The organism is Frigoribacterium sp. VKM Ac-2859 (genome assembly GCF_013204925.1).
Classification (GTDB): Bacteria; Actinomycetota; Actinomycetes; order Actinomycetales; family Microbacteriaceae; genus Frigoribacterium.
Genome location: NZ_JABMLC010000002.1, coordinates 1,544,656 through 1,568,086, shown reverse-complemented (window position 1 = coordinate 1,568,086; position 23,431 = coordinate 1,544,656). Strand labels below are relative to the sequence as shown.

At 71.5% G+C, this 23,431-nt stretch carries 19 protein-coding genes; 8 read left to right on the top strand and 11 right to left on the bottom strand.

Annotated features, from left to right (window positions below; genetic code table 11):
* Positions 1-113: 113 nt before the first annotated feature.
* From HQQ78_RS15340 to HQQ78_RS16545, 4 genes are all read left to right on the top strand, one after another.
* The gene (locus HQQ78_RS15340) at positions 114-539 is read left to right on the top strand and encodes a hypothetical protein (RefSeq protein ID WP_173154629.1); all 426 of its coding nucleotides are present in this window, start codon (positions 114-116) and stop codon (positions 537-539) included.
* On the top strand, positions 539-994 hold the full coding sequence (locus HQQ78_RS15335) for a DUF3060 domain-containing protein (RefSeq protein ID WP_173154626.1): 456 nt from the start codon (positions 539-541) through the stop codon (positions 992-994). The genes HQQ78_RS15340 and HQQ78_RS15335 overlap by 1 nt, the downstream gene beginning before the upstream one ends.
* 98 nt (positions 995-1,092) lie before the next feature.
* A complete protein-coding gene (locus HQQ78_RS15330) occupies positions 1,093-1,569 on the top strand; it encodes a DUF3060 domain-containing protein (protein WP_173154623.1) in 477 nt (158 codons plus the stop codon).
* Between the two features lie 154 nt (positions 1,570-1,723).
* Complete coding sequence (locus HQQ78_RS16545; RefSeq protein WP_371740408.1) at positions 1,724-2,296, top strand: pilus assembly protein CpaE; 573 nt, start codon at positions 1,724-1,726, stop codon at positions 2,294-2,296.
* A gap of 28 nt (positions 2,297-2,324) precedes the next feature.
* Here HQQ78_RS16545 and HQQ78_RS15320 read toward each other — a convergent pair whose 3' ends face one another.
* From HQQ78_RS15320 to dnaK, 5 genes are all read right to left on the bottom strand, one after another.
* Entirely contained in the window at positions 2,325-3,437 is a 1,113-nt protein-coding gene (locus HQQ78_RS15320; RefSeq protein ID WP_173154620.1) for a class I SAM-dependent methyltransferase, read from the bottom strand.
* A gap of 91 nt (positions 3,438-3,528) precedes the next feature.
* Positions 3,529-3,936 (bottom strand): heat shock protein transcriptional repressor HspR, encoded by a 408-nt coding sequence (locus HQQ78_RS15315; RefSeq protein ID WP_056049862.1) that lies wholly within the window; start codon positions 3,934-3,936, stop codon positions 3,529-3,531.
* A gap of 92 nt (positions 3,937-4,028) precedes the next feature.
* The gene (locus tag HQQ78_RS15310; protein WP_173154617.1) at positions 4,029-5,027 is read right to left on the bottom strand and encodes a DnaJ C-terminal domain-containing protein; all 999 of its coding nucleotides are present in this window, start codon (positions 5,025-5,027) and stop codon (positions 4,029-4,031) included.
* 156 nt (positions 5,028-5,183) lie between these two features.
* Entirely contained in the window at positions 5,184-5,843 is a 660-nt protein-coding gene (locus tag HQQ78_RS15305; protein WP_235452891.1) for a nucleotide exchange factor GrpE, read from the bottom strand.
* A gap of 11 nt (positions 5,844-5,854) precedes the next feature.
* Positions 5,855-7,735: a molecular chaperone DnaK gene (gene dnaK, locus HQQ78_RS15300; protein ID WP_056049689.1), complete on the bottom strand. Its 1,881-nt coding sequence runs from the start codon at positions 7,733-7,735 to the stop codon at positions 5,855-5,857.
* A gap of 214 nt (positions 7,736-7,949) precedes the next feature.
* On the opposite strand from dnaK, the gene HQQ78_RS15295 reads away from it, so the two are divergent.
* The 3 genes from HQQ78_RS15295 to HQQ78_RS15285 all read left to right on the top strand — a co-directional run bounded on the left by HQQ78_RS15295 (position 7,950) and on the right by HQQ78_RS15285 (position 13,644).
* On the top strand, positions 7,950-9,332 hold the full coding sequence (locus HQQ78_RS15295) for an MFS transporter (protein WP_173154614.1): 1,383 nt from the start codon (positions 7,950-7,952) through the stop codon (positions 9,330-9,332).
* Positions 9,333-9,425: 93 nt separating this feature from the next.
* Positions 9,426-12,164, top strand: coding sequence for a hypothetical protein (locus HQQ78_RS15290; RefSeq protein WP_173154611.1), 2,739 nt, complete (start codon positions 9,426-9,428; stop codon positions 12,162-12,164).
* A gap of 151 nt (positions 12,165-12,315) precedes the next feature.
* A complete protein-coding gene (locus HQQ78_RS15285) occupies positions 12,316-13,644 on the top strand; it encodes a GNAT family N-acetyltransferase (RefSeq protein ID WP_173154608.1) in 1,329 nt (442 codons plus the stop codon).
* 110 nt (positions 13,645-13,754) lie between these two features.
* On the opposite strand, the gene HQQ78_RS15280 is transcribed toward HQQ78_RS15285, so the two are convergent.
* Genes HQQ78_RS15280 through HQQ78_RS15260 form a run of 5 tightly spaced genes read right to left on the bottom strand, consistent with a single transcriptional unit; the run spans position 13,755 to position 20,327 of the window.
* Positions 13,755-14,936: a family 1 glycosylhydrolase gene (locus HQQ78_RS15280; protein WP_173154605.1), complete on the bottom strand. Its 1,182-nt coding sequence runs from the start codon at positions 14,934-14,936 to the stop codon at positions 13,755-13,757.
* Positions 14,937-14,966: 30 nt separating this feature from the next.
* A complete protein-coding gene (locus tag HQQ78_RS15275) occupies positions 14,967-16,715 on the bottom strand; it encodes an ABC transporter ATP-binding protein (protein ID WP_173154602.1) in 1,749 nt (582 codons plus the stop codon).
* Entirely contained in the window at positions 16,712-17,665 is a 954-nt protein-coding gene (locus tag HQQ78_RS15270) for an ABC transporter permease (protein ID WP_173154599.1), read from the bottom strand. The genes HQQ78_RS15275 and HQQ78_RS15270 overlap by 4 nt, the downstream gene beginning before the upstream one ends.
* On the bottom strand, positions 17,662-18,642 hold the full coding sequence (locus tag HQQ78_RS15265) for an ABC transporter permease (protein ID WP_056049705.1): 981 nt from the start codon (positions 18,640-18,642) through the stop codon (positions 17,662-17,664). Before HQQ78_RS15265 ends, HQQ78_RS15270 begins: the two co-directional genes overlap by 4 nt.
* On the bottom strand, positions 18,639-20,327 hold the full coding sequence (locus tag HQQ78_RS15260; RefSeq protein WP_173154596.1) for an ABC transporter substrate-binding protein: 1,689 nt from the start codon (positions 20,325-20,327) through the stop codon (positions 18,639-18,641). Before HQQ78_RS15260 ends, HQQ78_RS15265 begins: the two co-directional genes overlap by 4 nt.
* Positions 20,328-20,537: 210 nt before the next feature.
* Between HQQ78_RS15260 and HQQ78_RS15255 the strand changes: the two genes are divergently transcribed.
* On the top strand, positions 20,538-21,914 hold the full coding sequence (locus HQQ78_RS15255; protein WP_056049708.1) for a globin domain-containing protein: 1,377 nt from the start codon (positions 20,538-20,540) through the stop codon (positions 21,912-21,914).
* A gap of 89 nt (positions 21,915-22,003) precedes the next feature.
* Here HQQ78_RS15255 and HQQ78_RS15250 read toward each other — a convergent pair whose 3' ends face one another.
* A complete protein-coding gene (locus HQQ78_RS15250) occupies positions 22,004-23,173 on the bottom strand; it encodes a LacI family DNA-binding transcriptional regulator (RefSeq protein WP_371740409.1) in 1,170 nt (389 codons plus the stop codon).
* Between the last annotated feature and the right edge of the window lie 258 nt (positions 23,174-23,431).

Below are 23,431 nucleotides of genomic sequence, written 5' to 3'. Positions count from 1 at the left end.
ACCCCGCCGGGGAGGCACCGACACGGTGCCTCCCCGGCCCCCTCAGACCATCCGCCGGCCGCATCCCGAGCCGACGCCCCGCACCGTCCCCCTACCTCCTGAAGGGAACCACCATGCGCACCACCACCCTGCGGACAGCCGCCCTCGGCGTCGTGCTCGTCGCCGCCCTCGCCGGCTGCACCTCGAACGCCACCAGCACCGAGGCGGAGGCCGAGACGACGCCCCTCGCCGAGGTCACCCCCGAGCCCGCCGTCACCGAGACCTGCGTCGACGGCAACACCGTCGTCGTCCTCGACGAGGACACCCCCGAGGTCACCTTCACCGAGCCCTGCGACAGCATCAACGTGGTGGGCAGCGACGGCACCGTCACCCTCGCCGACGTGAGCCACCTCGTGGTCGAGGGCCAGGGCGTCACCGTCACGGCCGGTGCCGTGGGTACGGTCGACTTCGCCGGCGACGGCAACGCCGTCAGCCACACCGGGGCCGCTCCGACCGTCAACGAGAACGGCACCACCGACAACACCGTCACCGCACGCTGATGGTCGGCGTCCTCCGCCAGCGCGGGCCGGCCTCCGCCGCCCTGGTCGCGACCACGATGATCCTCTCGCTCGCAGCGTGCTCTTCCGCCGAGACCGACGCGACACCGAGCCCGACCGTCAGCAGCACCGCCTCCTTGGACGCCGCCCCCGTCGGCAGCTGCGACGACGGCTTCATGCTGGTCGACCTCGGGGCCACCGACGACGACGCACCGTCACTCGACACGAGCAGCTGCGACCTCGTCTCGATCGTCGGCTCGACCGGGACCGTCGTGCTCGACGAGGTCGGCACGCTCGTCGTCGAAGGCTCCGACGTGACCGTCTCGGTGCATGACGTCGGCACCGTGCAGCTCGCCGGTGACCGCAACACGGTCCACCACGCCGGCGAGGCCCCGGCCATCGACGACCAGGGCCAGGCCAACTCCGTCACCGCTGCGGCCGAACCCGCCGCGGAGTGACCGGGAGGCGGGTCCAGTCTCTGGCCGGACCCGCCCTGTCGTCCTCTGACGCCCCCGAACCGCACCACCCTCCCTCCATCCCCGCCCCGGAGCACCCCATGACGACGACCTCGACCCTGATCAGCCTCGTGACAGCTGTCGCCCTCGGCTCGGTCCTCGCCGGGTGTACGAGCACCTCCTCGACGATCGACCGGGACCCGTCCGCGACCACGACGTCGCCCTCCCTCACGCCGTCACCGACCAGCCCCTCCCTCGAGGGGAGCGCCTCGACCGCTGCCGGTCCCGCCGACGACACCTGCGTCGACGGCTTCGCCTGGATGCAGTTCGGCGACGACGAACCCCGCACCAAGACCTTGCCCGACGGCTGCGACACCGTCATCGTCAACGGCAGCGACGCCGAGCTGATCCTCGGTCCGACCCGGGTCGTGGTCGTCATGGGCGACCGCAACACCGTCGACGTTCCCCGCGTCGACCAGGTCGATGCGATGGGTGACGACAACACCATCCGGCTCGACGACGACCTCCAACCCGTGCTCAACACCGACGGCACGGGCAACGTCGTCACCACTCGCTGACGCGGCGGTCCGGACCACCCCTCCCCCGCGCGCGCATCCGAGCCCGAGTCCGAGTCGACCCCGAGCCCGAGCCCGAGCCCGAGCGATCGGGCGCGAATCTCTGCGGGTCGGCACCCCGGCGCTCCCTCCCACTTCGACGGTGCATCATGGGCCGATGCTCGACCACGCCCTCGCCCGCCGCCTGCGCGACGCCGGACTGCGCTGGCGGCCCCGGGCCGGAGACCGCTTCGTCATCGAGACCCCGGGATTCGACGGCGACGTCTTCACGCTCAGCGACATGACCATCGAGGTCCACGAGTACCCCACGGGTACGGAGCTCGGCTTCAACGGCACTACCGAGTGGGCCCTGGACTCGGTCGCCGCCGACGACAGCCTGTGGCTGCCCCGCGAGGACCAGTTGCGCGAGCTGCTCGGCCCCGTGTTCCGCGGGCTCGCACGACTCGTCGACACCGGCTCCCGCCCCGGCAGCGACAGCACCACCAACCCAGGCGGCGACCCCGACATCAGCGGTGAACGAGACGGTGGCGGAACCGTCTACGAGGTGACCACCCGCCCGACGGGGGGCGACACGGACCTCCGGCACCGCGCCTCCGTCGCCGAGGACGCCTACGCGCACGCCCTGCTCGCCTACATCGACGCGTCGCTGCGCCTCGACGAGGTCGAGGTCGAGGTCGAGGTCGAGGCCCAAGCCCAGGCCCAGGCCCAGGCCGAGGCCGAGGCCCGCTGACAGGACCCGACCCGGGCCCCGCCCCGGGTCAGCCCCGACGGACCGACCGCGTCACCGTGAACCGCCGGTCGCGGGCGACCTGGGTGGTCGGCCCCACGACTCGTTCGAGCACCGGCCGGTGGCCGAGGGGCGAGTTCCACACGCACCAGAGCTCGCCGCCCGGGCGCAGCAGACGGGCGGCCGCCTCGAACAGCTTGTGGGCGATCGCCGTGTGGACCGTCGCCCCGACGTGGAACGGCGGGTTCAGCAGCACGACGTCGGCGGAGGCCTCGGGCAGCGACGACCCGGCGTCGTCGCGCGACACGACGACCCGATCGGCCACGCCGGTCGCCGTCATGGTGGCCCGCGCCGACTCGACCGCCGCCCACGACTGGTCGGTGGCGACCACCCGGGCGTGCGGTCGGGCGAGGGCGAAGGAGACGGCGAGCACTCCGGTGCCGCACCCCAGGTCGACGACGTCCCGGGCCTCGGGAGCCGCGCGGTCGAGGACGGCGAGCAGCGCTCGGGTGCCGACGTCGATCGAGGTGCCCGCGAACGCCGCACCGTGGGCGACGACGACCACGTCGCCGTGACGCGAGGTGCGCGGCCAGCCGAGCGCGCCTCCTGGGGTCGGGGTCGTCGCGGTCAGCACCCGGGACTTCTGGCGTGACAGGCCGGCGGTCACCTCGCCGAAGTGGCGCGCCAGGACGTCGTTCATCGCGAGGGTCATGTGCTTGACGCGTCCCCCGGCGAGGACGCGGACGTCGGGGTGGGCGTACCGGGCGATCGACCCCGCGATCTCGTCGAGCGCGTCGAGCCCTCGGGGCAGCTGCACCAGCACCGTCCGCGCGCCCGCGAGGAGGGCCTCGTCGAGACCGTGGTGCGTCCACGTCGCGGTGACGCCGAGGCGGCCGGCGTTGGCGTCGAGCGCGCGTTCGCCCGAGAGGGCGTCCTGGTGCACGCGGACGGGGGTGCCGGGCGACAGGGCCGCGACCCCGAGGGTCAGCGCGCCGTAGCGGTCGCCGATGACGGTCACGGCCTCGGGGTGGGCGGTGAGCGCCTCGTCGGCGGTGTCGAGCAGCAGCCGGTCGGTGGCGTCGTGCGCGACGAGTTCGGGGGCCTCGATGTCGGGCCACCGGCGCAGCTGCTCGAAGTCGATCACCCGCCAACGCTAGTCCGCGCGGCCGACCTGTCACGACCTGCCGCCCACCTCCCGGTGCGCACTGGAGGTCGCGCCCTCTCGGGGCCGCGCGTCAGCGCAGCGGCCGCCAGACGACGACCGAGGTCTGCCGCGACGGGCGCGTGCCGTGTCGCAGCGGCACGACGCCGCTCTCGCCCGCGGCGAAGACCCGGGCGCCGGGCCGGTTGACCATCTCGTCGGCCAGGGCCCGTTCGAGCTCGCGCACCCGGGACTGCAACGAGGTGACCTGGTTCTCGAGTTCGAGGATGCGCTTGATGCCCTCGAGCGAGATGCCCTCGCCGCCGAGTCGGGCGATCTCGCGCAGCTGCACGACGTCGCGCATCGAGTAGCGCCTCGACTTGCCCGCGGTGCGCTGCGGGACGACCAGGCCGAGCCGGTCGTACTGCCGCAGGGTCTGCGCGTGCAGGCCCGAGAGCTCGGCGGCGGTCGCGATCGCGAAGAGGGGCGAGTGCTCGTCCATCGGCCACTGGGTGGGGTCCGGTCGGTCCATCTCGTCTCCTGTCTCGTCGCTCGTGGCCTGCCGCCGAGGAGGCGCGGGTCGGGTCGGTCTCGTCAGGCCCGGGCGCGGGCGATGAGGTCGTCGCGCGGGTTCTCGGCCGGCAGCGCGGCGGCCAGGGCCTCGACGGCCTCGCGCGCCTTGTCGTTGAGGTGCGCCGGCACCGCGACCTGGACGGTGGCGAGCAGGTCGCCGGCGCCGTCCTTGGCGTGCACGCCGCGACCCTTGACGCGCAGGACGCGACCCGAAGGCGTGCCCGGCGCGACGCGCAGGCGCACGGGGTCGCCGCCCAGGGTGGGCACCTCGATGGTCGCACCGAGCGTCGCCTCGGCGAAGGTGACCGGCACGTCGAGGCGCAGGTTCTTGCCGTCGAGCTCGAAGACGGGGTGCTTGCGGACGGCGACGGTCAACACCATGTCGCCGGCCTCGCCGCCGTCGGGGCTCTGCTCGCCGCGACCGCGCAGCTTGATCTTTTGGCCGTCGTGCACGCCGGCCGGGATGCGGACCTTCATCGGCTTGCCGTTCGAGGCCTGCAGCGTGATGGTCTCGCCGACGATGGCGGTCTGGAAGTCGAGGGTCGTCGTGGCCGTCATGTCGCGGCCCTTCTGCGGGCCGCCGAAGCCGCGGTAGCCGCCGCTGGTCTGGCCGAATCCACCACCGCCGAACATGCCGCCGAAGATGTCGTCGAAGCCACCGCCACCGCCGCCCTGGCGGAACTGCGTGCGCTGTCCGCCCTGGTTGAACATGCCGCCGAAGACGTCCTCGAAGCCGCCGCCCGCGCCTCCGGGGCCGCCGCTGCCTGCCGCGAAGCGGGCACCGCCGCCCATGGCGCGCACCTGGTCGTACTCGCGACGCTGCTCGGGATCGGAGAGCACCGAGTGGGCCTCGCTGATCTCTTTGAACTTCGCCTCGCTGGCCGCGTCGCCGGGGTTGGAGTCGGGGTGGTACTTGCGCGCGAGCTTGCGGTAGACCTTCTTCAGCTCGGCGGGCGTGACGTCTTTGGAGACACCGAGGACGGCGTAGAAGTCCTTGTCGAACCAGTCCTGACTCGCCATGCGGCACCTCCTTCCTTGACTGGAGGTCGCTGCCTGGCAGCGACCGGAAGAGAACGGGGGAGGCGGTGGGCACCTCGTCGAGGCGCCCACCGCCGGTCGCGACTCGCGTCGCAGGGGTGGTGACGGGCAGCCCGGGGGCCGCCCGTCACCGGGGTGCTACTGGGGGGTGTGCACCGCGACCTTGGCGGCCCGGATGACCCGGTCGCCGATCGTGTAGCCCGGCTCGATCACGTCGGCCACGGTGTTGACCGTGACGTCGGCACTCGGCAGCTGGACGAGGGCGTCGTGCTTGCTGGGATCGAAGACGTCGCCCTTCGCGCCGATCTGCGCCAGGCCGAACTTGTCGAGCCCCCCGCGGATCTTCTGCGCGATGACGGTCATCGGGCCCTCGGCCAGGTCGCCGTGCTGTTCGGCACGGGCCAGGTCGTCGAGCGCCGGGAGCAGCGAACGGACGACCTCGGCCACCACGGCCTCGCGGTTGGCCTCGCGGTCACGCTCGACGCGCCTCCGGAAGTTCACCAGCTCGGCCTGGGCCCGCAGCATGTCCTGTCGCATGTCGGCCACCAGGTCGGCACTGGCCGCGTCGAGGATGGCCTCGTCGTCGGCGCTCAGCGTCTCGGTGCCCTCGGGCGCCTCGGCCATCGACTCGGCGGCGGCCTTGGCCCCGGCCGGGGCCTCGGCGTCGGCCGGGGTCTCGACGTCGGGAGCCTCGGCGTCGACGAGCTCGTCGGGCTCGACCACGTCGGCCGTGCCACCGTCTTCGGACGGAGTCGCGGCACGCGGCTCGTCGTCGGGCGTCTTGTTGTCGTCAGTCATGCCGACCGCCTCTACTTCTTGTCGTTGTCGTCGTCGTCCACGACCTCGGCGTCGACGATGTCCTCGTCGTCGCCCTGGGCCTGGCCGTCGGCGGGAGCACCCTCGGCACCGGCCGCACCGGCAGCGCCGGCCTGGTCGGCCTGGCTCTGCGAGTAGATCGCCTGGCCGAGCTTCTGCTGGCTCTCGTTGAGCTTGTCGAAGGCGGGCTTGATCGCGGACTCGTCGTCGCCGGCGAGGGCGGACTTGAGCGAGTCGACGTCGGCCTGGACCTCGGACTTGACGTCCGCGGGCAGCTTCTCGTCGTTCTCCTTGATCAGCTTCTCGATCGAGTAGACGAGCTGCTCGGCCGAGTTGCGGGTCTCGTTGGCCTCGCGACGCGCCTTGTCTTCGGCGGCGTTCTCCTCGGCCTCGCGCACCATGCGCTCGATGTCGTCCTTCGACAGCGACGAGCCGCCCGAGATGACCATCGACTGCTCCTTGCCGGTGCCCTTGTCCTTCGCGGACACGTGCACGATGCCGTTGGCGTCGATGTCGAACGTGACCTCGATCTGCGGCACGCCACGGGGGGCCGGCGCGATGCCGGTCAGCTCGAAGGTGCCGAGGTTCTTGTTGTCACGCGTGAACTCGCGCTCGCCCTGGAACACCTGGATCGCGACGGACGGCTGGTTGTCGTCGGCCGTCGTGAAGGTCTCGCTGCGCTTGGTCGGGATGGCGGTGTTGCGCTCGATGAGCTTCGTCATCGCGCCACCCTTGGTCTCGATGCCGAGGCTGAGCGGGGTGACGTCGATGAGCAGGACGTCCTTGCGCTCACCCTTCAGCACGCCGGCCTGGAGGGCGGCACCGACGGCCACGACCTCGTCGGGGTTGACGCCCTTGTTGGGCTCCTGACCACCGGTGAGCTGCTTGACGACCTCGGTGACCGCGGGCATGCGGGTCGAGCCACCGACGAGCACGACGTGGGCGATGTCGCCCACCTTCACGCCCGCCTCTTTGATGACGTCGTTGAACGGCTTCTTGGTGCGGTCGAGCAGGTCGCTCGTCCACTGCTCGAACTGCGAGCGCGAGATCGTCTCGTCGAGGTTGAGCGGGCCGTCGGCGGTCAGCGTGAGGTACGGCAGCTGGATGCTGGTCGAGGTGCTCGACGACAGCTCTTTCTTAGCCTGCTCGGCGGCCTCTTTGAGGCGCTGCTTGGCGATCTTGTCGGTCGACAGGTCGACGCCGTGGGCGTCCTTGAACTTCTTGATCAGGTGCTCGACGATCCGGTTGTCCCAGTCGTCGCCGCCGAGGCGGTTGTCACCCGAGGTGCTGCGCACCTGGATGGTGGAGAAGTCTTCGTCCTTGCCGACTTCGAGCAGCGAGACGTCGAACGTTCCGCCACCGAGGTCGAAGACCAGGATGAGCTCGTCTTCCTTGCCCTTGTCGAGGCCGTAGGCGAGCGCCGCGGCGGTCGGCTCGTTGATGATGCGCAGGACGTTCAGGCCCGCGATCTCGCCGGCCTCTTTCGTGGCCTGGCGCTCGGAGTCGTTGAAGTACGCGGGGACGGTCACGACGGCGTCGGTGACCTCTTCGCCCAGGTACTGCTCGGCGTCGCGCTTGAGCTTGCCCAGGATGCGCGCGCTGATCTCTTGCGGGGTGTACTTCTTGTCGTCGATCTCGACCTTCCAGTCGGTGCCGACGTGGCGCTTGACCGACGCGATGGTGCGGTCGACGTTGGTGACGGCCTGGCGCTTCGCGGTCTCGCCGACCAGCACCTCGCCGTCCTTCGTGAAGGCGACGACCGAGGGGGTCGTGCGCAGACCCTCGGCGTTCGCGATGACGGTGGGCTCGCCACCCTCGAGGACGCTGACGACCGAGTTGGTGGTACCGAGGTCGATTCCTACTGCACGTGCCATGTGCTTTTCTCCTTCGTGGTGCGATGTTGCGGAAACCTGGGGGGCCGGCCTTGAGTCGGCCAGGCTCAACTTTACTCGCCCTGCCGACGAGGTCAAGCGGTGAACCTGAAAGTTGAGCCAGAAAGACTCAACTCTAGTGAGAGGGTCGCCGCGCCCACGCCGGACGAGCAGGCGCGACCCCCCTCGGCCACGGACGCCCACTAGGTTGACCCCCATGACCGCAGCGCAGACGCTCGCCGACGCCGACCCGATCCCCCGCCGCCGTGTGCTCTCGTGGGCCCTCTGGGACTGGGGCTCCGCCGCCTTCAACGCCGTGGTCACCTCGTTCGTCTTCAGCACCTACCTGGCGTCCGGCGCCTTCGTCGATCCGGCGATCGTGGCGGCGGCCGGCGACGACGCGCGCAACCCGGCCCTGGTGCTGGCCAAGGCCGAGAACGCGACGGTCATCTCGACCGCCCTGACCATCGCGGGGGTGCTGATCGCACTGCTCGCGCCGGTGCTCGGCCAGCGCAGCGACGGCTCCGGCCGCCGCAAGCTCTGGCTGGCCATCAACACCGGTCTCGTGGTGCTGGCCATGGCCGCGATGGTGCTGGTCGCCCCGGCGCCCGGGTACCTCGTCTTCGGCGCGGCCCTGCTCGCCGTCGGCAACCTCTTCTTCGAGTTCGCGAGCGTCAACTACAACGCCATGCTCGTGCAGGTCTCGACACCGGGGACGATCGGGAAGGTGTCGGGGTTCGGCTGGGGCCTCGGCTACGTCGGCGGCATCGTCCTGCTGCTGTTGCTGCTCGTCGCCTTCTTGCAGAGCTTCGGAGTCGAGGGACGCGGCGGCCTGTTCGGCGTCGCCACGGGAACGGAAGGAGGCGCGTGGGACGTCCGCCTGTCGATCGTCGTCGCCGCGGCGTGGTTCGCGGTCTTCGCGGTGCCGGTCCTGCTGTCGGTGCCCGAGCTGCCCGCCACCGCCGCACGGGCCCGGGTGGGCTTGTGGCGCTCGTACCGCCTCCTGGGGTCGACGATCGCCAAGCTCTGGCGCACCAACCGCCAGGTGCTGCTGTTCCTGCTGGCCAGCGCCGTGTTCCGTGACGGCCTCGCGGCCGTCTTCACCTTCGGCGCGATCATCGCCGCCCAGGTCTTCGGCTTCTCGCCGAGCATGGTGATCTACTTCGCCGTCGGGGCGAACCTCGTCGCGGGCATCGGCACGTTCGTCGGGGGTTGGCTCGACGACCGTCTCGGGGCCAAGACGATCATCGTCGCGTCGTTGGTGGGGCTCGTGATCGCCGCCTTCGCGGTGCTCGCGATCGGGACCGCGACGAACCTCTTCTGGGTGTTCGGCCTCGCCCTGGCGCTCTTCGTGGGGCCGATCCAGTCGGCGAGCCGGTCGTTCCTCGCTCGGGTGACGCCGCCCGGGCGCGAGGGCGAGATCTTCGGGCTCTACGCGACGACCGGGCGAGCCGTGAGCTTCCTCGCCCCCGGGCTGTTCACCCTGTTCGTGAGCGCGACGGGCGACACCCGCTTCGGGATCGTCGGGATCGCGCTCGTCCTGCTCGCCGGGCTCGTGTTGATGCTGCCGGTGAAGGCGTTGCAGCGCTCGATCGACTGAGCCGTGCTCGGAGTCGCCTGACCCGGTCGTGGAATGTAACGTATCTCCCGGCCGCCCCGATCGGTCTTCCCTTTCCCCCATCCGGAAGAAGACATGAGCACGATCAGATCAGGCCTCGCCGCCGTCGGCCTCGCGGCCCTCGCCGTGGGCACCCTCTCCCCCACGGCGGCCCTCGCGGCCCCCGCGCTGACGCCCGGGGCCGACACCTCGACCACGAGCATCCCGGCCGCTGACGCGTCGACGTCGGCCTCGAGCACCGCCTCCCCTCAGGTCCGCAGGATCGAGGCCTACGGCCCCCGCCAGATCACCCTCAACGGATCGGCCCCGGGGGCGCAATTCGTCCACATCGCGATCCCGGGCGCAGCGGGCGATGTCGTCGTCGCCAGGCAGGACCGCTTCTCGACGATCCTGTCGAACGAGCACCTCGGCAAGACCGCCGTCGTCACGGCCCTGGGCTGGAACGACACGTGGTCAGCCCCCGTCGAGGTCGTGCTCGAGCCGTTCCTCGCCGACGGTGAGGCCGACGCCCCCGGCACACCCGTCGTGCACGCCGTGTCTCGCTACGACGGCGACGACCACATCATCGTGGAGGGCACCGTCACGTCCGACCCCCTCATGTTCGAGCGACCCGTCGTGGTGGCTCCGAGCCTCGGTCTCGTGTACGACGCCGCGGACGCCAACGGCGCGTTCGCGCTCCGCGTCCCCGCCGAGCACGCCGGCGAGACGCTTGAGATCCGAGCCACGCGCTCCGGCCTCGAGAGCGAGGCCGTCGCCGTCGAGCTCGTCGAGACCGAGCGCAACACCGCCTCGGACGACCACCCGCTCGAGGTCACATCGCCCACCGCGGGTGACGTGCTGGCGGCCCCCGAGGCGACGTTCGCCGGGTCCGGCATCCCGAACTCGCAGATCGTCGTGACCCGCGACGAGAAGACGAACCGCGCCTCCTCGACGCTCTGCGAGACCCGCGTCACGTCGCTGGGCGACTGGAGCTGCACGTCGCTGGCGCTGCCAGCCGGCAGCTACGACACGACGATCAGCGAGACACCCACGTGGGCCTCGGCCCCGAAGCAGGAACGAGGAGCAGCCTTCACCGTCGCGGAGACCGTCGCGGTTGACACACGGTTCACCCCGACACGTCCGGTCCTGTCATCGCTCACGGAACTGCCCGACGGGGGGCTCGTCGCACGGGTCATCTCGCACAACGCCGCCTCGCTCGCCATGACCGTCGACGGGGATCGCGTCGAGGCCCCGCGCGGGGCGCACGGCCGCTTCACGCTCACCCTGGACGCGGCTCACGCGGGCAAGGCCGTCAGCTTCACGGGGCATCGGGGCGACAAGGAGAGCCCGGTGCTCGAGACGACCCTCGCCCCGGTCGAGGAAGCCGCTCCATCGCCCCTCGCCGCACCCCGCATCCACGCCGTCACCGCGGACACCGACGGCACCCTGGGCCTGCTCGGCACCACGAGCTACTTCCAGGACGAGTTCCACGTGCCCCAGGTCATCGTCCAGAAGGACGGCGCGTTCGTGGGCGGGAGCCAGGTGACCTGGAACGGAGCATTCTCGGTGCGACTCGGCCCGGAGCTCTCCGGAGAAGAAGTCGACGTGCTTACGGTCCGCAACGGTGACGTCTCGGAGGCCACGACCGTCACCGTGTCGCCCTCCGACGAGAACGACGCCCCCGCCGTGTTCCCCCTCGACGTCGTCTCGCCCGCCGAGGATGCGGTCGTCCCCGCGACGACGCAGACCTTCGAGGGCGTCGGCATCCCCGGCTCGACCGTCGAGATCAGCACGGGCGGCGACGCCGCCTCGACCCTCGATGCGGACCTGCTCACGCAGGTCCAGGGTGACGGTTCGTGGCGAGTCGAACTCGACGCTCCGCTCGCCGAGGGCGATCACACCATGTCGGTCACCGAAACCCCGTACTGGGACACCCTCGCCCCGATCACGTCGACCCGGTCCTTCACGGTGTCCGACGGCTCCGACGGCTCCGACGACGAGGACCTGGCCGACCTCACCGTGACCAGCCACACCGACGGTGGCCGCTACACCACCGGCATCGCGACGTTCAGCGGCCGCGGCACGCCCGACGCCCGCCTGACCGCCGCCAACCAGTGGGGCACGCCCATGGGTTCGACCCGCGTGGACGAGGACGGCGACTGGAGCTTCAGCCGCAACCTCGGCCCGACCAGCGCCGGCTACGACATCACCTTCACGATGACGCCCACCACCGGTGCGCCCACACTGGTGACCCTGCACCTCGACTACGAGGCTCCCTCGCGGCCGCTGACCGTCAGCAGTCACGTGGACGGCGACTCCTACCGCGAGGGCATCGCCCGCTTCACCGGCACGGGCACCGTCGGCGCCCAGCTCGTCTCGACCAACCAGTGGGGCACCCAGATGGGCAAGGCGACCATCGGCAGCGACGGCACCTGGGCGTTCTCGCGCAACCTCGGACCGACGAACCCCGGCTACGTCCTGACCTTCGTCGCGACCCACGGCACCGACGTGCAAGAGAAGGTCGTGACGTTGACGCACCAGAAGGACGCCCTGGTCGACGTCACGATGTCCTCGCCGGTCATCCGTGACGGCGGCATCACCGAGGCCCACCGCACCGTGACGTTCCGGGGCACCGCCACGCCCTTCGCCACGGTCGTCGGCAAGAACCAGTGGGGAACGCCGTTCGGCAGCACCACCGCCTCGTCCACCGGCGCGTTCGCGTTCGACCGCTACGTCGGGCCGGCCGGCACGACCTACCAGCTGACCTTCGAGCAGAAGGCCACCGACGGTACGACGAAGACCACCACAGGGATCGACTTCGTCACCGGACGCTGACACCACCACCAGTACCGGCACCATCACCACCAGGGCCGGCTCCGCCCCCGCGGGGCCGGCCCTCCCCCGTCCCCGACGCCGACGCGCCCGGCGGCCACGGCTCCTCCTCGAGACCGACGACAACGTCGGCCGTCCTCCGTAGGCTGACCGGGTGAGCACCCTCGACGACGACTACGACCTCCGCACCTTCGCGGCCGCGCTCGACCCCGAGGCGAGCGACGACTCCCCCCGGGCCGACGTGGCGACCGCCGCCTGGGTCGACGCCGAGTCGATGGGCTTCCACGAACCAGCCGGCGACGACGACTCCCTCGGCCGTGCCGCGCGTCGCCTCGTCGCCGACGGGCGACGTCTCACGGGCGTCTACCGCCGCGAGGCCACCCCCGGCTCGCTCGACGCCGAGGGTCGCCCCGTCGCCACCTTCGCGTCGTTCGACAAGACCCTGCACGTCGGGGGCGGCCGTCTGATCGACGCCGACCTGGTCGCCGGCGTCACCGTGCAACCGACCCACCGCCGCAGGGGCATCCTGCGTCGGATGATCACCGACGACCTCGCCCGCGCCAAGGCGGCCGGCACCCCGGTCGCCGCCCTCACCGCGAGCGAGGCGTCGATCTACCGGCGCTTCGGCTTCGGCGTGGGCGTCCGCGAGCGCACCATCGAGGTCGACGTCCGTCGCGCGGGCGGCCTGCTCAGCGAGCCCGAGGGCAGCACCGAGCTCGTCACCACGGCCTCGCTGGCCGAGGTCGCCCCCGACGTCTTCGCCCGGTTCCACGTCCGCAGTCCCGGTTCGATCGACCGCCACGAAGGCGCCTGGAACCACGCCCTCGGCCGCGAGCGCGCCGACGGCACACCCGACCCCGCCGTCCGGGCCGCGGTGCACCGCGACGCGACCGGCACCGTCGACGGCTACGTCACGTACCGGGTCGAGTCGGCCGGGGGCGGCCCCGGTTCCACCGGCGTCCAGACCCTCGTCGTCGTCGACCTCGTGGCCGCGACCGACGACGCCTACCTCGGCCTCTGGCAGCTGCTGCTCGCGGTCGACCTGGTCCGGGTCGTCCGGTACTCGAACGCCCCTCAGCACGACCCCCTGGCGCACGCGGTCGTCGACGGTCGCGCCCTGACCATCAGCCACGACGAGGACCACGTGTGGTTCCGCGTCCTCGACCCGGTCGCGGCCCTGCAGGCTCGCCCGTGGGCTGCCGACGGCGTCGTCACGATCGCGATCGGTGACGCGCTGGGCCACGCGGCCGGCACGTACCGGGTCACGAGCGAGGCAGGCGAGGCGACGGTGAAGAAGGCGGCCGTCCGCCGGGCCGACCTCGAACTCGACGTCGCCACGCTCGGCTCGCTCTGGCTCGGCGGCTCCGACCCGGTCACGCTGGCCGCGGCCGGCCTGGTGCGCGAGCGACGCAAGGGTGCCGTCCAGAAGTTCCGCGCGATGCTGCTGCCCGAGCGACCCCTGCACGGCATCACGTACTTCTAGGCACGGCATCGGCCCCGGGGCCGAGACGTAGGAGGCGCGGGTCGGGTGACCCGCGCCTCCTGCGTTCGCGTGCGCCCCGCGCCGTCCCGGTCCGGCAGGGCCGGAGGGCGCTACGCCCGCGCCAGCCCGTTCGCGCGCGCGACCTCGCCGTACCAGCGGGCGCTCGGCTTCGGCGTCCGCTCGAAGGTGTCGCGGTCCCACCCGATCAGGCCGAAGGTCGGGCGGAACCCGCTGGCCCACTCGTAGTTGTCGAGGGCGCTCCAGTGCTGGTAGCCGAGCACCTCGATGCCCTCGTCGATGGTGTCGTGGACGTGCTCGAGCGCGCCCTGCGTGTAGGCGATGCGCCGGGTGTCGTCGGCGGTCGCGATGCCGTTCTCGGTGACCATGACCGGCACGTGGCCGGACAGCTCCCACGCGCTGCGGATGCCCTCGGCGGCGGCCGGCGGGTAGAACTCCCACCCGGTCAGCGTCGTCTCGAGCCCCTCGGCGACCGGCCGCGGCCCCTCGGGCCCGACGAAGGTCTGCGTGTAGGCCTGCACGCCGACGAAGTCGTCGCCCGCCGCCATCTCGCTGTACCAGTCGTCACGCACGTAGCCGTACTCGCGCGCCTTCTCGGCGGCACCCGGCTCGTCGACGGCCTTGAACGCCTGGGTGGCGACGGTCCAGCCCGACTTGATCCGAGGCAGCTGCGACAGCACCTCGCGGCTGCGCTTGTGCGAGGCGAGCAGGGCGTCGGCGACCTCGAGGTCGGGGTTCGGCAGTCCGTACGCGACGAGGTTCGACGCGTCCTCCCCGCCGGCGAGCATCGCGGCGATGTTCGGTTCGTTGATGGTGCAGACGTACTCGACGCCCTCGGCGACGACGGGCAGGGCGAGCTCGGTGTACCGGGCGAACAGGTCGGCGGCGTCGGGCGCGCGCCAGAAGCCGTCGCGCTCGAACCAGCGCGGCACGGTGAAGTGCATCAGCGTGACGATCGGCTCGATGCCGAACTCGTGGCAGGTCTCGACCATGCGGCGGTAGTGGGCGATCTGCGCCTTGCTGACGACGCCGCGCTCAGGCTCGATGCGGGCCCACTCGATGCTGAAGCGGTAGCTGTTGAGCCCCAGCTCGGCGAGCAGTCGGATGTCGTCGCGGAACCGGTTGTAGCTGTCGGCCGCGTCACCGCTCGGTTCGACGATGGTCGTGCCCGGCGCGTGCTCGTGCACCCACCAGTTGCTGTTCACGTTGTTGCCCTCGATCTGGTGCGCCGCGGTCGCGGCACCCCACAGGAAGCCGTCGGGGAAGGTGAGCACAGGGGGTCCTTTCGGAGGAGGTCGAGGAGTTCAGGAGGCGCGGTGCGTGCGGCGCGGGTTCGGCACCGCGTCGAGCAGCTTCACCGTGTACGGGTCGGTCGGCCGTTGGAGCACCTCGGCCGTGCGCCCCCGCTCGACCACGGCGCCCTGGTCGAGCACCATGATGTCGTCGGTGATCAGCCGGGCACTGAGCAGGTCGTGGGTGATGTAGAGCATCGAGACGCCCCACTGCTCGCGGAGGTCCTCGAGCAGCGCGAGCACCCCGGCCCGCAGCGAGACGTCGAGCATCGAGACGGGCTCGTCGGCGATGATCACCTGCGGGTCGCTCGCGAGGGCCCGGGCGATCACGACGCGTTGCCGCTGGCCACCCGACAGCTGGTGCGGCAGCTTGGCCGCGAACTGCTCGACCGGCGTCAGACCGACCGTCTCGAGCAGCTCGAGCACCCGGCGCCGCGCCTCCTGACCGGTCAGGCCGGTGTAGTTCACGACGGGACGCGTGAGCGTGTACTCGACCGTGTGCAGCGGGTTCAACGCCGCGTACGGGTCCTGGAAGACCATCTGCACGTCGCTGCGGAAGCTGCGCAGGGCGCGGCCGCGGAGCGCCGTGACGTCGGTGTCGCCGAACGTGACGCTGCCGCTGGTCGGCTTCTCGACGCCCGTGACGAGCTTGGCGATCGTGCTCTTGCCCGAGCCGCTCTGCCCGACGAGGGCGAGCGACTGGCCCGGTTCGAGCGTGAACGACACGTCGCGGACGGCCCGCACGAGGTCGTCGCCCCGACGAGGAGGCGCGTAGGTCTTGGTCACGCCGCTCACGGTGATCGCGTGCTGCGCCGTGCGCTGGCCGCGCGTGGCGACGGTCGGCACCGAGGTCGTCGTGTCGACGCGGCGGTCGCCCCGGGCCCGGCGGACCGAGCGGTCCTCGAAACCGGGCAGCGACACGACCTCGGCACGAGGGTCGGCGTAGTGCGACAGCAGCATCTTCGTGTAGTCGTCCTGCGGGTCGGCGAGCACGTCGGCCGAGCGGCCGTCCTCGACGATGCGACCCTCGTGCATCACGAGCACGCGCTGGGCCGACTCGAGCACGATGCCGAGGTCGTGGCTGATCAGGACGGCGGTGAAGCCCTCGCTCTGCTGCAGCGAGATGATCGTGTCCATCACGGCGTGCTGCACGAGCACGTCGAGCGCCGTGGTCGGCTCGTCGAAGACCATCAGCTGCGGCTCGAGCGACAGGGCGAGGGCGATCGAGACGCGCTGGCGCATGCCGCCCGACAGCTCGCCGGGGAACCGGGCGAGCACGCCCGCATCGAGCTCGACCTTGGCGACCAGCTCGGCGGCGCGGCTGTGCCACCGATCGCGCGGCACGTGGCCGTGGGCCTTGAACACGTCGACGAAGTGGTTGCGGATCGTGCGCACCGGGTTCAACGCGTTCATGCCCGACTGCAGCACCATCGCGAAGCCGCCCTGACGCTGCTGACGCAGGGCCTCGGTGTCGAGGTCGCGGACGTCGGCACCGTCGAACCAGATGCTGCCGCCGTTGGTGCGCGCCGGCGGCTTCTGCAGCCGGGTCAGCGCGTAGCCGAGCGTCGACTTACCCGAGCCGGACTCGCCGACCAGCCCGACGAACTCGCCCCGCTTCAGCCGGAACGACACGTGGTCGACGGCCTGCACGGGCTCGGCGCCGGCGCTCTCGTAGACGACGCTGAGGTCGCGGACGTCGAGCAGCACGTCGTCGGACGACGAGGAGGCGCGGTCTGCGGTGGTGAGGTCCGTGGCGGTCACTTGCGCGCCTCCTTCTTCTGCTTCGCGCCTTCGCGAAGTCGAGGGTTGCCGACGGCGTCGACGCCGAAGTTGATCAGGGTCAGGCTCATCGCCAGCAGGGCGATGCAGAGGCCGGGCGCGAAGAGCAGTATCCACTGGCCGGTGAGCAGGGCGTTCGAGTTCTGAGCCCAGTAGAGGATCGTGCCCCAGCTGACGATCGACGAGTCGCCGAGCCCCAGGAACTCGAGGCCGGCCTCGGCGAGGATCGCGCTGGTCGCGGCACCGAAGAACGAGCCGGTGATCAGCGAGGTCATGTTGGGCAGGATCTCGCGGAACACGATGCGTCCCGCGCTCTCGCCCGAGAACCGTGCCGCCGTGACGAAGTCGCGCGAGCGCAGGGACTGCGTCTGGCTGCGCAGCACGCGGGCGCCCCACGCCCAGCCCGTGATGACGATCACCGCGAGGATCACGGTGATGCCGCCGTTCTGCAGGTAGGCCGCGATGACGATCATCAGGGGCAGACCCGGGATCACGAGGAACAAGTTGACGACGAAGCCGACGACGTCGCCGCCGAAGCCCTTCATGTAGCCCCAGCTGAGCCCGATCGCCACGGCGACCAGGGTCGACAGCACGCCCGCCACGACACCGACGAAGACGCTGATGCGGGCGCCGTAGATCAGTTGGCTGAGGACGTCCTCGCCGGCCGCCGTCGTGCCCATCCAGTGGGCCCAGCTGGCGTCGGCGTTGCGCTCGAAGCCGTTCTCGCTGGCGCCGTAGGGGGCGAGCAGCGGGGCGAAGATCGCGACGAGCACGAACACGCCGAAGATGACGACGCCGATCTTCGCCTTGGGGTTCGACCAGATGGTCGCGGCCATGCGGCCGATGGTGAGCCAGCGACTGGGCGCCTTCTGCTCGGCGGGCCCGGTGAGGGGCGCGCCTTCGGGCAGGTGGACGGACACGGTGGAGGTCATCGGCGGGTCCTTGGGTCGAGCACGCCGTACAAGATGTCGACGAGGAAGTTGGCGACGAGCACGCTGACCGTGATCATCAGGAAGAGGGCCTGCATCAGCGGGTAGTCCTGGCCGATGACGGCGTTGAACAGCAGGTAGCCGATGCCGGGGTAGCCGAACACCTGCTCGACGAGGATCGAGCCGCCGACCACGCCGCCCAGGGCGAGGCCGAAGCCGGTCAGGTTGGGCAGGATCGCGTTGCGGGCGGCGTAGCGCACGGCGACCGTGCGGCCCTTGAGCCCGTTGGCCTCGGCGAAGGTGACGTAGTCGTCGCCCAGCGTCGAGATCATCGCGTTGCGCATGCCGAGGATCCAGCCGCCGAGGCTCGTCAGCAGGATCGTGATCGCCGGGAGCACGGCGTGCTGCAGGGCGTCGCCGACGAAGGCCGGCGTGAACCCGGGCGTCGTCGTCGCGCCGTAGGCCCCCGTGGTGGGGAACCAGTGCAGCACGTAGCCCAGGAAGAACAGCAGCAGCAGGGCGGTCCAGAAGTACGGGAACGTGCTCATGAAGCTGCCCGACAGGGTCGGCAGCGAGTCGAGCCAGGTGCCGCGCTTCCAGGCCGCGGCGACCCCGATCAAGGTGCCGAGCACGAAGGCGATGATCGTGCAGACCCCGACGAGGATCAGCGTGAACGGCAGGGCCTGGCCGACCAGGTGGCCGACCGTCTCGGGGAAGAACGTGTAGCTCGTGCCGAAGTCCAGGCGCACGACCTGACCGAGGTAGCTGACGTACTGCTGGAGCACGTTGCCGCTCGGCACGCCGAGCTGGGCCTCGATGGCGGCGCGCGTCGCCGCGCTGACCGGGCCGTTCTGCGACAGCTTGGCGATCGCGGCATCGGTCGGGCTGCCGGGCATCAACCGCGGCAGGATGAAGTTCAGCGTGACCGCCGCCCACAGGGTGAGCACGAACAGGCCGAGTTTCTGGGCTGCATACTTCACTGGTCGCCCTCTTCCTGGTCGACGCGCTTGAGCTTCGTGAAGATCAGCAGCGGTGCCTGGTCGTAGTTCTGCGGTGCCATGTACGGGTTCTCGGCGGTGGGCCAGCCGGTGAACTTCGAGTCGTTGAACAGACCCCAGAGCCCGCCGTAGTAGAGGCCGATCACGGGCAGCTGGTCGTAGACGACGTTCTGCAACCGGTAGGCGTACTGCTTCTGCTGCTCGGGGTCGGTCGTGGCCTTCCAGTCGTCGAGCAGCTGGTCGACCGCCGGGTCGCTGAACCGCTCGAAGTTGGCCGCCGTGGTCTCGCCGACCGGGGTGGCGAACTGGCTGTTGAGCAGGTTGTTGTAGGCCTGGTAGACGTTGCCGTTGCCCATGCCGCCCATCGCCATGTCGAACTCGCCGTTCGCGATGGCCGACTGGTAGCCGGCCGGCTGGGGAGCCTGGATCTGCACGTCGATGCCGATCGCGCCCAACTGGCTCCGCACCTCCTGCACGGCCCGCAGCCAGTCGGTGTAGCCGTTGGCCGTCAGGATCGTGATCTCGAGCTGCTGGCCGTCGGGGCCGACCAGCTCGTCACCCTGCTGCGTGTAGCCCGACTGGGCGAACGCCGCGAGGGCGCCGTCGACGTCCTGCTCGAGGATGCCGGCGTTCGGGATCGACGGGTCGAGGTCGTCCTGCTGGTTGGGCAGGATGAGCCCGGTCTGACCGGCCGGCTCGAGGTAGCCCTCGGTGGCCGACTCGGCGATGGGGCCGCGGTCGAGCGCCAGGGCGATGCCACGACGCACGTTCACGTCGTCGAAGGGCGCCTTGGTGAAGTTCGGCACGAGCCCGATCACGCCGCCCGGCGGGAACCAGAACTGGTTGTCGGGGCTGGCGGCACCCCAGGTGCCCTCGACGTCGCTGATGAACGAGTACGACCAGTCATAACCGCGCGTGACGGTGTCGAGCTGGTTGTTCGTCGCGGGCAGGATCAGGTGACCGATCTCGATGGTGTCCGCCTGCCAGTAGGTCTCGTTCTTGTCCATCGAGTACTGCTGCGGCGAGTAGTTGCCGAGCGTGAACGGTCCGGTGCCCACCGGGTCGGGGTTGCGGAAGGTCGTGGGGTCGTCGACGTCCTTCCACAGGTGCTCGGGGACGATCGTCGTCTGACCGATGATCTCCATGGCCGGCACGTCGTCGGTCTGCAGGTGGAAGACCACGTGGTCGCCCTGCTGCTCGATCGTGTCGATGTGCTGCCACGCACCCTTGAGGTCGAGCGTGGGGTTCGCCTTGATGAGGTCGAACGTGTAGACCACGTCGGCCGGGGTCATGGGCGTGCCGTCGGACCACTCGACGCCGTCGCGGATCGTCATGTCGATCGTGCGCGCGTCGGGCAGGACGGTCTCGCTCGCGAGCCAGGGCGTGATCTCGCCGTCGAGCGGGTTGATCTCGAGCAGGGGCTCGTAGATCCAGGTCGAGGCCGTGCGCTTGTTCGTGAGGAACGGGTTGAAGTTGCGCTCGAACTGCGGGTTGCCCTTGTCAGCGTTGATCAGCATCGTGTCGGCCCCGATGCTGGGGTCGGGCTGGCTGCGGATCTGGATGCTGCAGCCGGTGGCCACGAGCACGGCGGCCGTGGCCGCTGCCAGGGCCGCGAGCGTGCGGAAGCGTCGGCGTGGGTGTCGCCGAGGGGGTGTCGCGTGCGTCATCGCCACGTTCTCTCATTCGTCGTCGAGGTGAGCTGGGCCCACTGTAAGCGCATACATCGCAGGGGCGCAAGTGGTCGGCCCCGTCGAGAGGCCCCGAGGAGGCGCGAGGTCGTTCGACGCCGAGCCAACCGTCAGGGGATGCCAGGGCCCGCACGCCAGAATCGGCGTCGGGTGCCGGTCACGGCACCCCGGCCGACCGGAGGGACCCGCATGGCCAGCACGACGCAGCTGCGAGCGCTCCGCGCCTCGCTGCCCGTGGTCGCCGAGCGGGCGCACGACATCGCCGACGACTTCTACCGCCGCCTGTTCGCGACGCGACCCGATCTGCTGCGGGACCAGTTCAACCGGGGGGACCTCGCCCAGGGGCGGCAGCAGCGCGAGCTCGCCCGCACGATCGTGGCGCTCGCCCAGGCCGTCCTCGACGCGGCCCCGGGGTCGACGCGTGCCGCCGGTGGCGACCGGCACCGCGCCTCCTCGGGGGGTGGACCGTCCGGCGTCGACGGCGACGCCGACGCCGTCGGCCAGGCCGGGGCGCCGACCCTCGCACCGGCGACGCCCGGCGAGATCGTCTCGCGGTTGGCCCAGCGGCACGCGGCGCTCGGCGTCACCCGCGACGAGTACGACCTGTTCGAGCGGCACCTCGGCGACGCGTTCGCGGCCGCCCTCGGCCCTCGGCTCACGGCCGAGGTCGCCGACGCGTGGTCGGCCGTCTACCGGCAGGCCCGCGACGAGATGGTGACGACGGTCGAGGCGATCTACCGGCAGGCCGACCTCGAGCCGGGCGAGGAATGGCGCGAGGCCCTCGTCACCGAACACCGCGTCGAGGCCGAGGACGTCGTCGCGCTCACCCTCGTCTCGGCCGACAGCGAGACGCTGCCGCGGTACCGTGCCGGCCAGTTCGCGTCGGTGCAGGTGCGACTGCCCGACGGGGCCCGGCAGATCCGGCAGTACAGCCTGCGCGGCGGGCACGACGAGCAGTGGCGCATCAGCGCACGGCTGCTGGTCGGCGAACCGCCCGCCCCCGACGGCGAGGTCTCGTCGCACCTGATGCGCGAGCTGCGGGTGGGCGACGTGGTGAGCGTCTCGCCCCCGATCGGGTCGCTGACGATCGACGACCTCGACGACGCCCCGCTGCTGTTCGTCTCGGCGGGCATCGGCTGCACGCCCGTGCTCGGCATGCTCGACCACCTGGCCCGCACCGAGCCCGACCGCGTCGTGACGGTCCTGCACTTCGAGCGCACCCCCGAGCGGCACGCCCACCGCGTCGAACTCGAGGCGCTGGTCGCGTCGATGCCGAACGCGACGCTGCGGGTCAGCTACACGCAGGGGTCGCTGTCGGCGCTCAGCGCGCTGGCCGAGGCGTCCATCGACGGGCCGGGGGTCTACCTCGACCCGATCGACCTGGCCCGGGTCGACCTCACCGCGTCGCACCGGGTGTTCCTGTGCGGGCCGGTGCCGTTCATGGCGATCGCCCGGGCCGCACTGATCGGCCACGGCGTCGACGCCGACCGCGTGCACTACTTCGTCTTCGGGCCGGACGACGGCAGCGTCACGGGTGCCGACACCGGGCAGCGCGGGCTGGGGTAGGACCGGGCGGAGGCGCCGGCCGGCTCGCTGGCGGGGGCGCGGGCGGGCTCGCGGGCGGAGGCGCGGGCGGGCTCGCGGGCGGGCCACGCTCAGGGCGCGGGGCAGCTCTCGCGGAGCAGCACCTCGACCGGCAGGGTGACCCGCTGCGCGGGTGCTCCCGGGTCGGTCAGTCGCCGGACGACCGTGCGGACGGCGATGCGGCCGAGCTCGCCCATCGGCTGGCGCACCGTGGTGAGCCGGGGCCGGGAGAACCGGCCGGCGTCGATGCCGTCGAACCCCGTCACGAGCACGCGACCGGGCACGTCGACGCCCTGCTCGCCGAAGACGTCGAGGACGCCGAGGGCCGACTGGTCGTTCGCGCAGAGGACGGCTCCGGGCAGGTCGCCGGCCTCGAGCAGGGCCGCCGCCGCGCGACGACCGCCGGCACGGGAGAACTCGCCCGGCTCGACCCGGACCGTGACGCGCGCGCCGGCCGCGCGGTGCACCTCGACGGCCCGGTCGAAACCGGCGTGACGGTCGAGCTCGTCGGGCGAGTCGGACGGTCCGGCGACGTAGGCGACGTCGCGCACCCCCCGCGATCCCAGCACGAAGTCGGTCAGGGCGTGCATGCCGGCGACGTTGTCGACGCCGACGTGGTCGAGGTCGTCGCCCGGGCGCGAGTCGGCCAGCACGACGACCGGGATGCGTCGCGACACGTGCGCCAGCAGGTCGCCCGGCACCGTCTGGGCCAGCACCGCGAGCCCGTCGACCCGCCCCGCGATGTCGTTGACCATCACCTCGCGGCTCGACCCCCGCCCGGCGGCGACCATGAGGGCGAACCCGCGTCGCCAGGCCTCGACCTCGGCGCCGCGCAGCACCTCGTCGAAGTACAGGTTCGCCGGGTTCGACGCGTGGTCGACCCGAGGAGGCGCGGTGAGGGTCGCCGCACCGCGGCCCGGGTCGACGACGGTCGGCGGGTCCGCCCGCTCGCGATCGTCGATCAGCGGGATGCGCGAGGCGTCCGACACCCGGGCCCAGTCGGGTTCGGGGCCGTCGATACCGTCGTGGCCCGGCAGGAAGAGGCCGAGCACACCCGTGCGCCGGCCGGCGAGGCCGCGGGCCGCGCCGCTCGGCACGTAGCCGAGGGCACGCACCGACTCGAGCACCCGGCTGCGGGTCTCGGGGCGCACGTCGTCGGGACGGCGCAGCACCCTCGACACCGTCGCGATCGACACGTCGGCGTGGGCGGCCACGTCGTAGACGGTCGGGGCCTTGGTCACGAGAGGTCCTCCAGGAGGGCGGCGGCGGGTCGCGGACCATCCTAGGTCGGTCGGTGCCCGGGGCCGACCCGCGCCTCCTGCCCCGGCCGGTGCGGGACGGCCGTCGGGTGCCGCCGGCGCGGACGTCGACGCGGGCGCCGTCGAGGGCGCCGTCGACGGCGCCGTCGACGGACGTCGCGGGTGCCGTTTGTCGGAGTCGACGATGCGGGGCATACTCGGTATGCACGGGCGCCACGAGGCGACGCCGCGACTCGACCA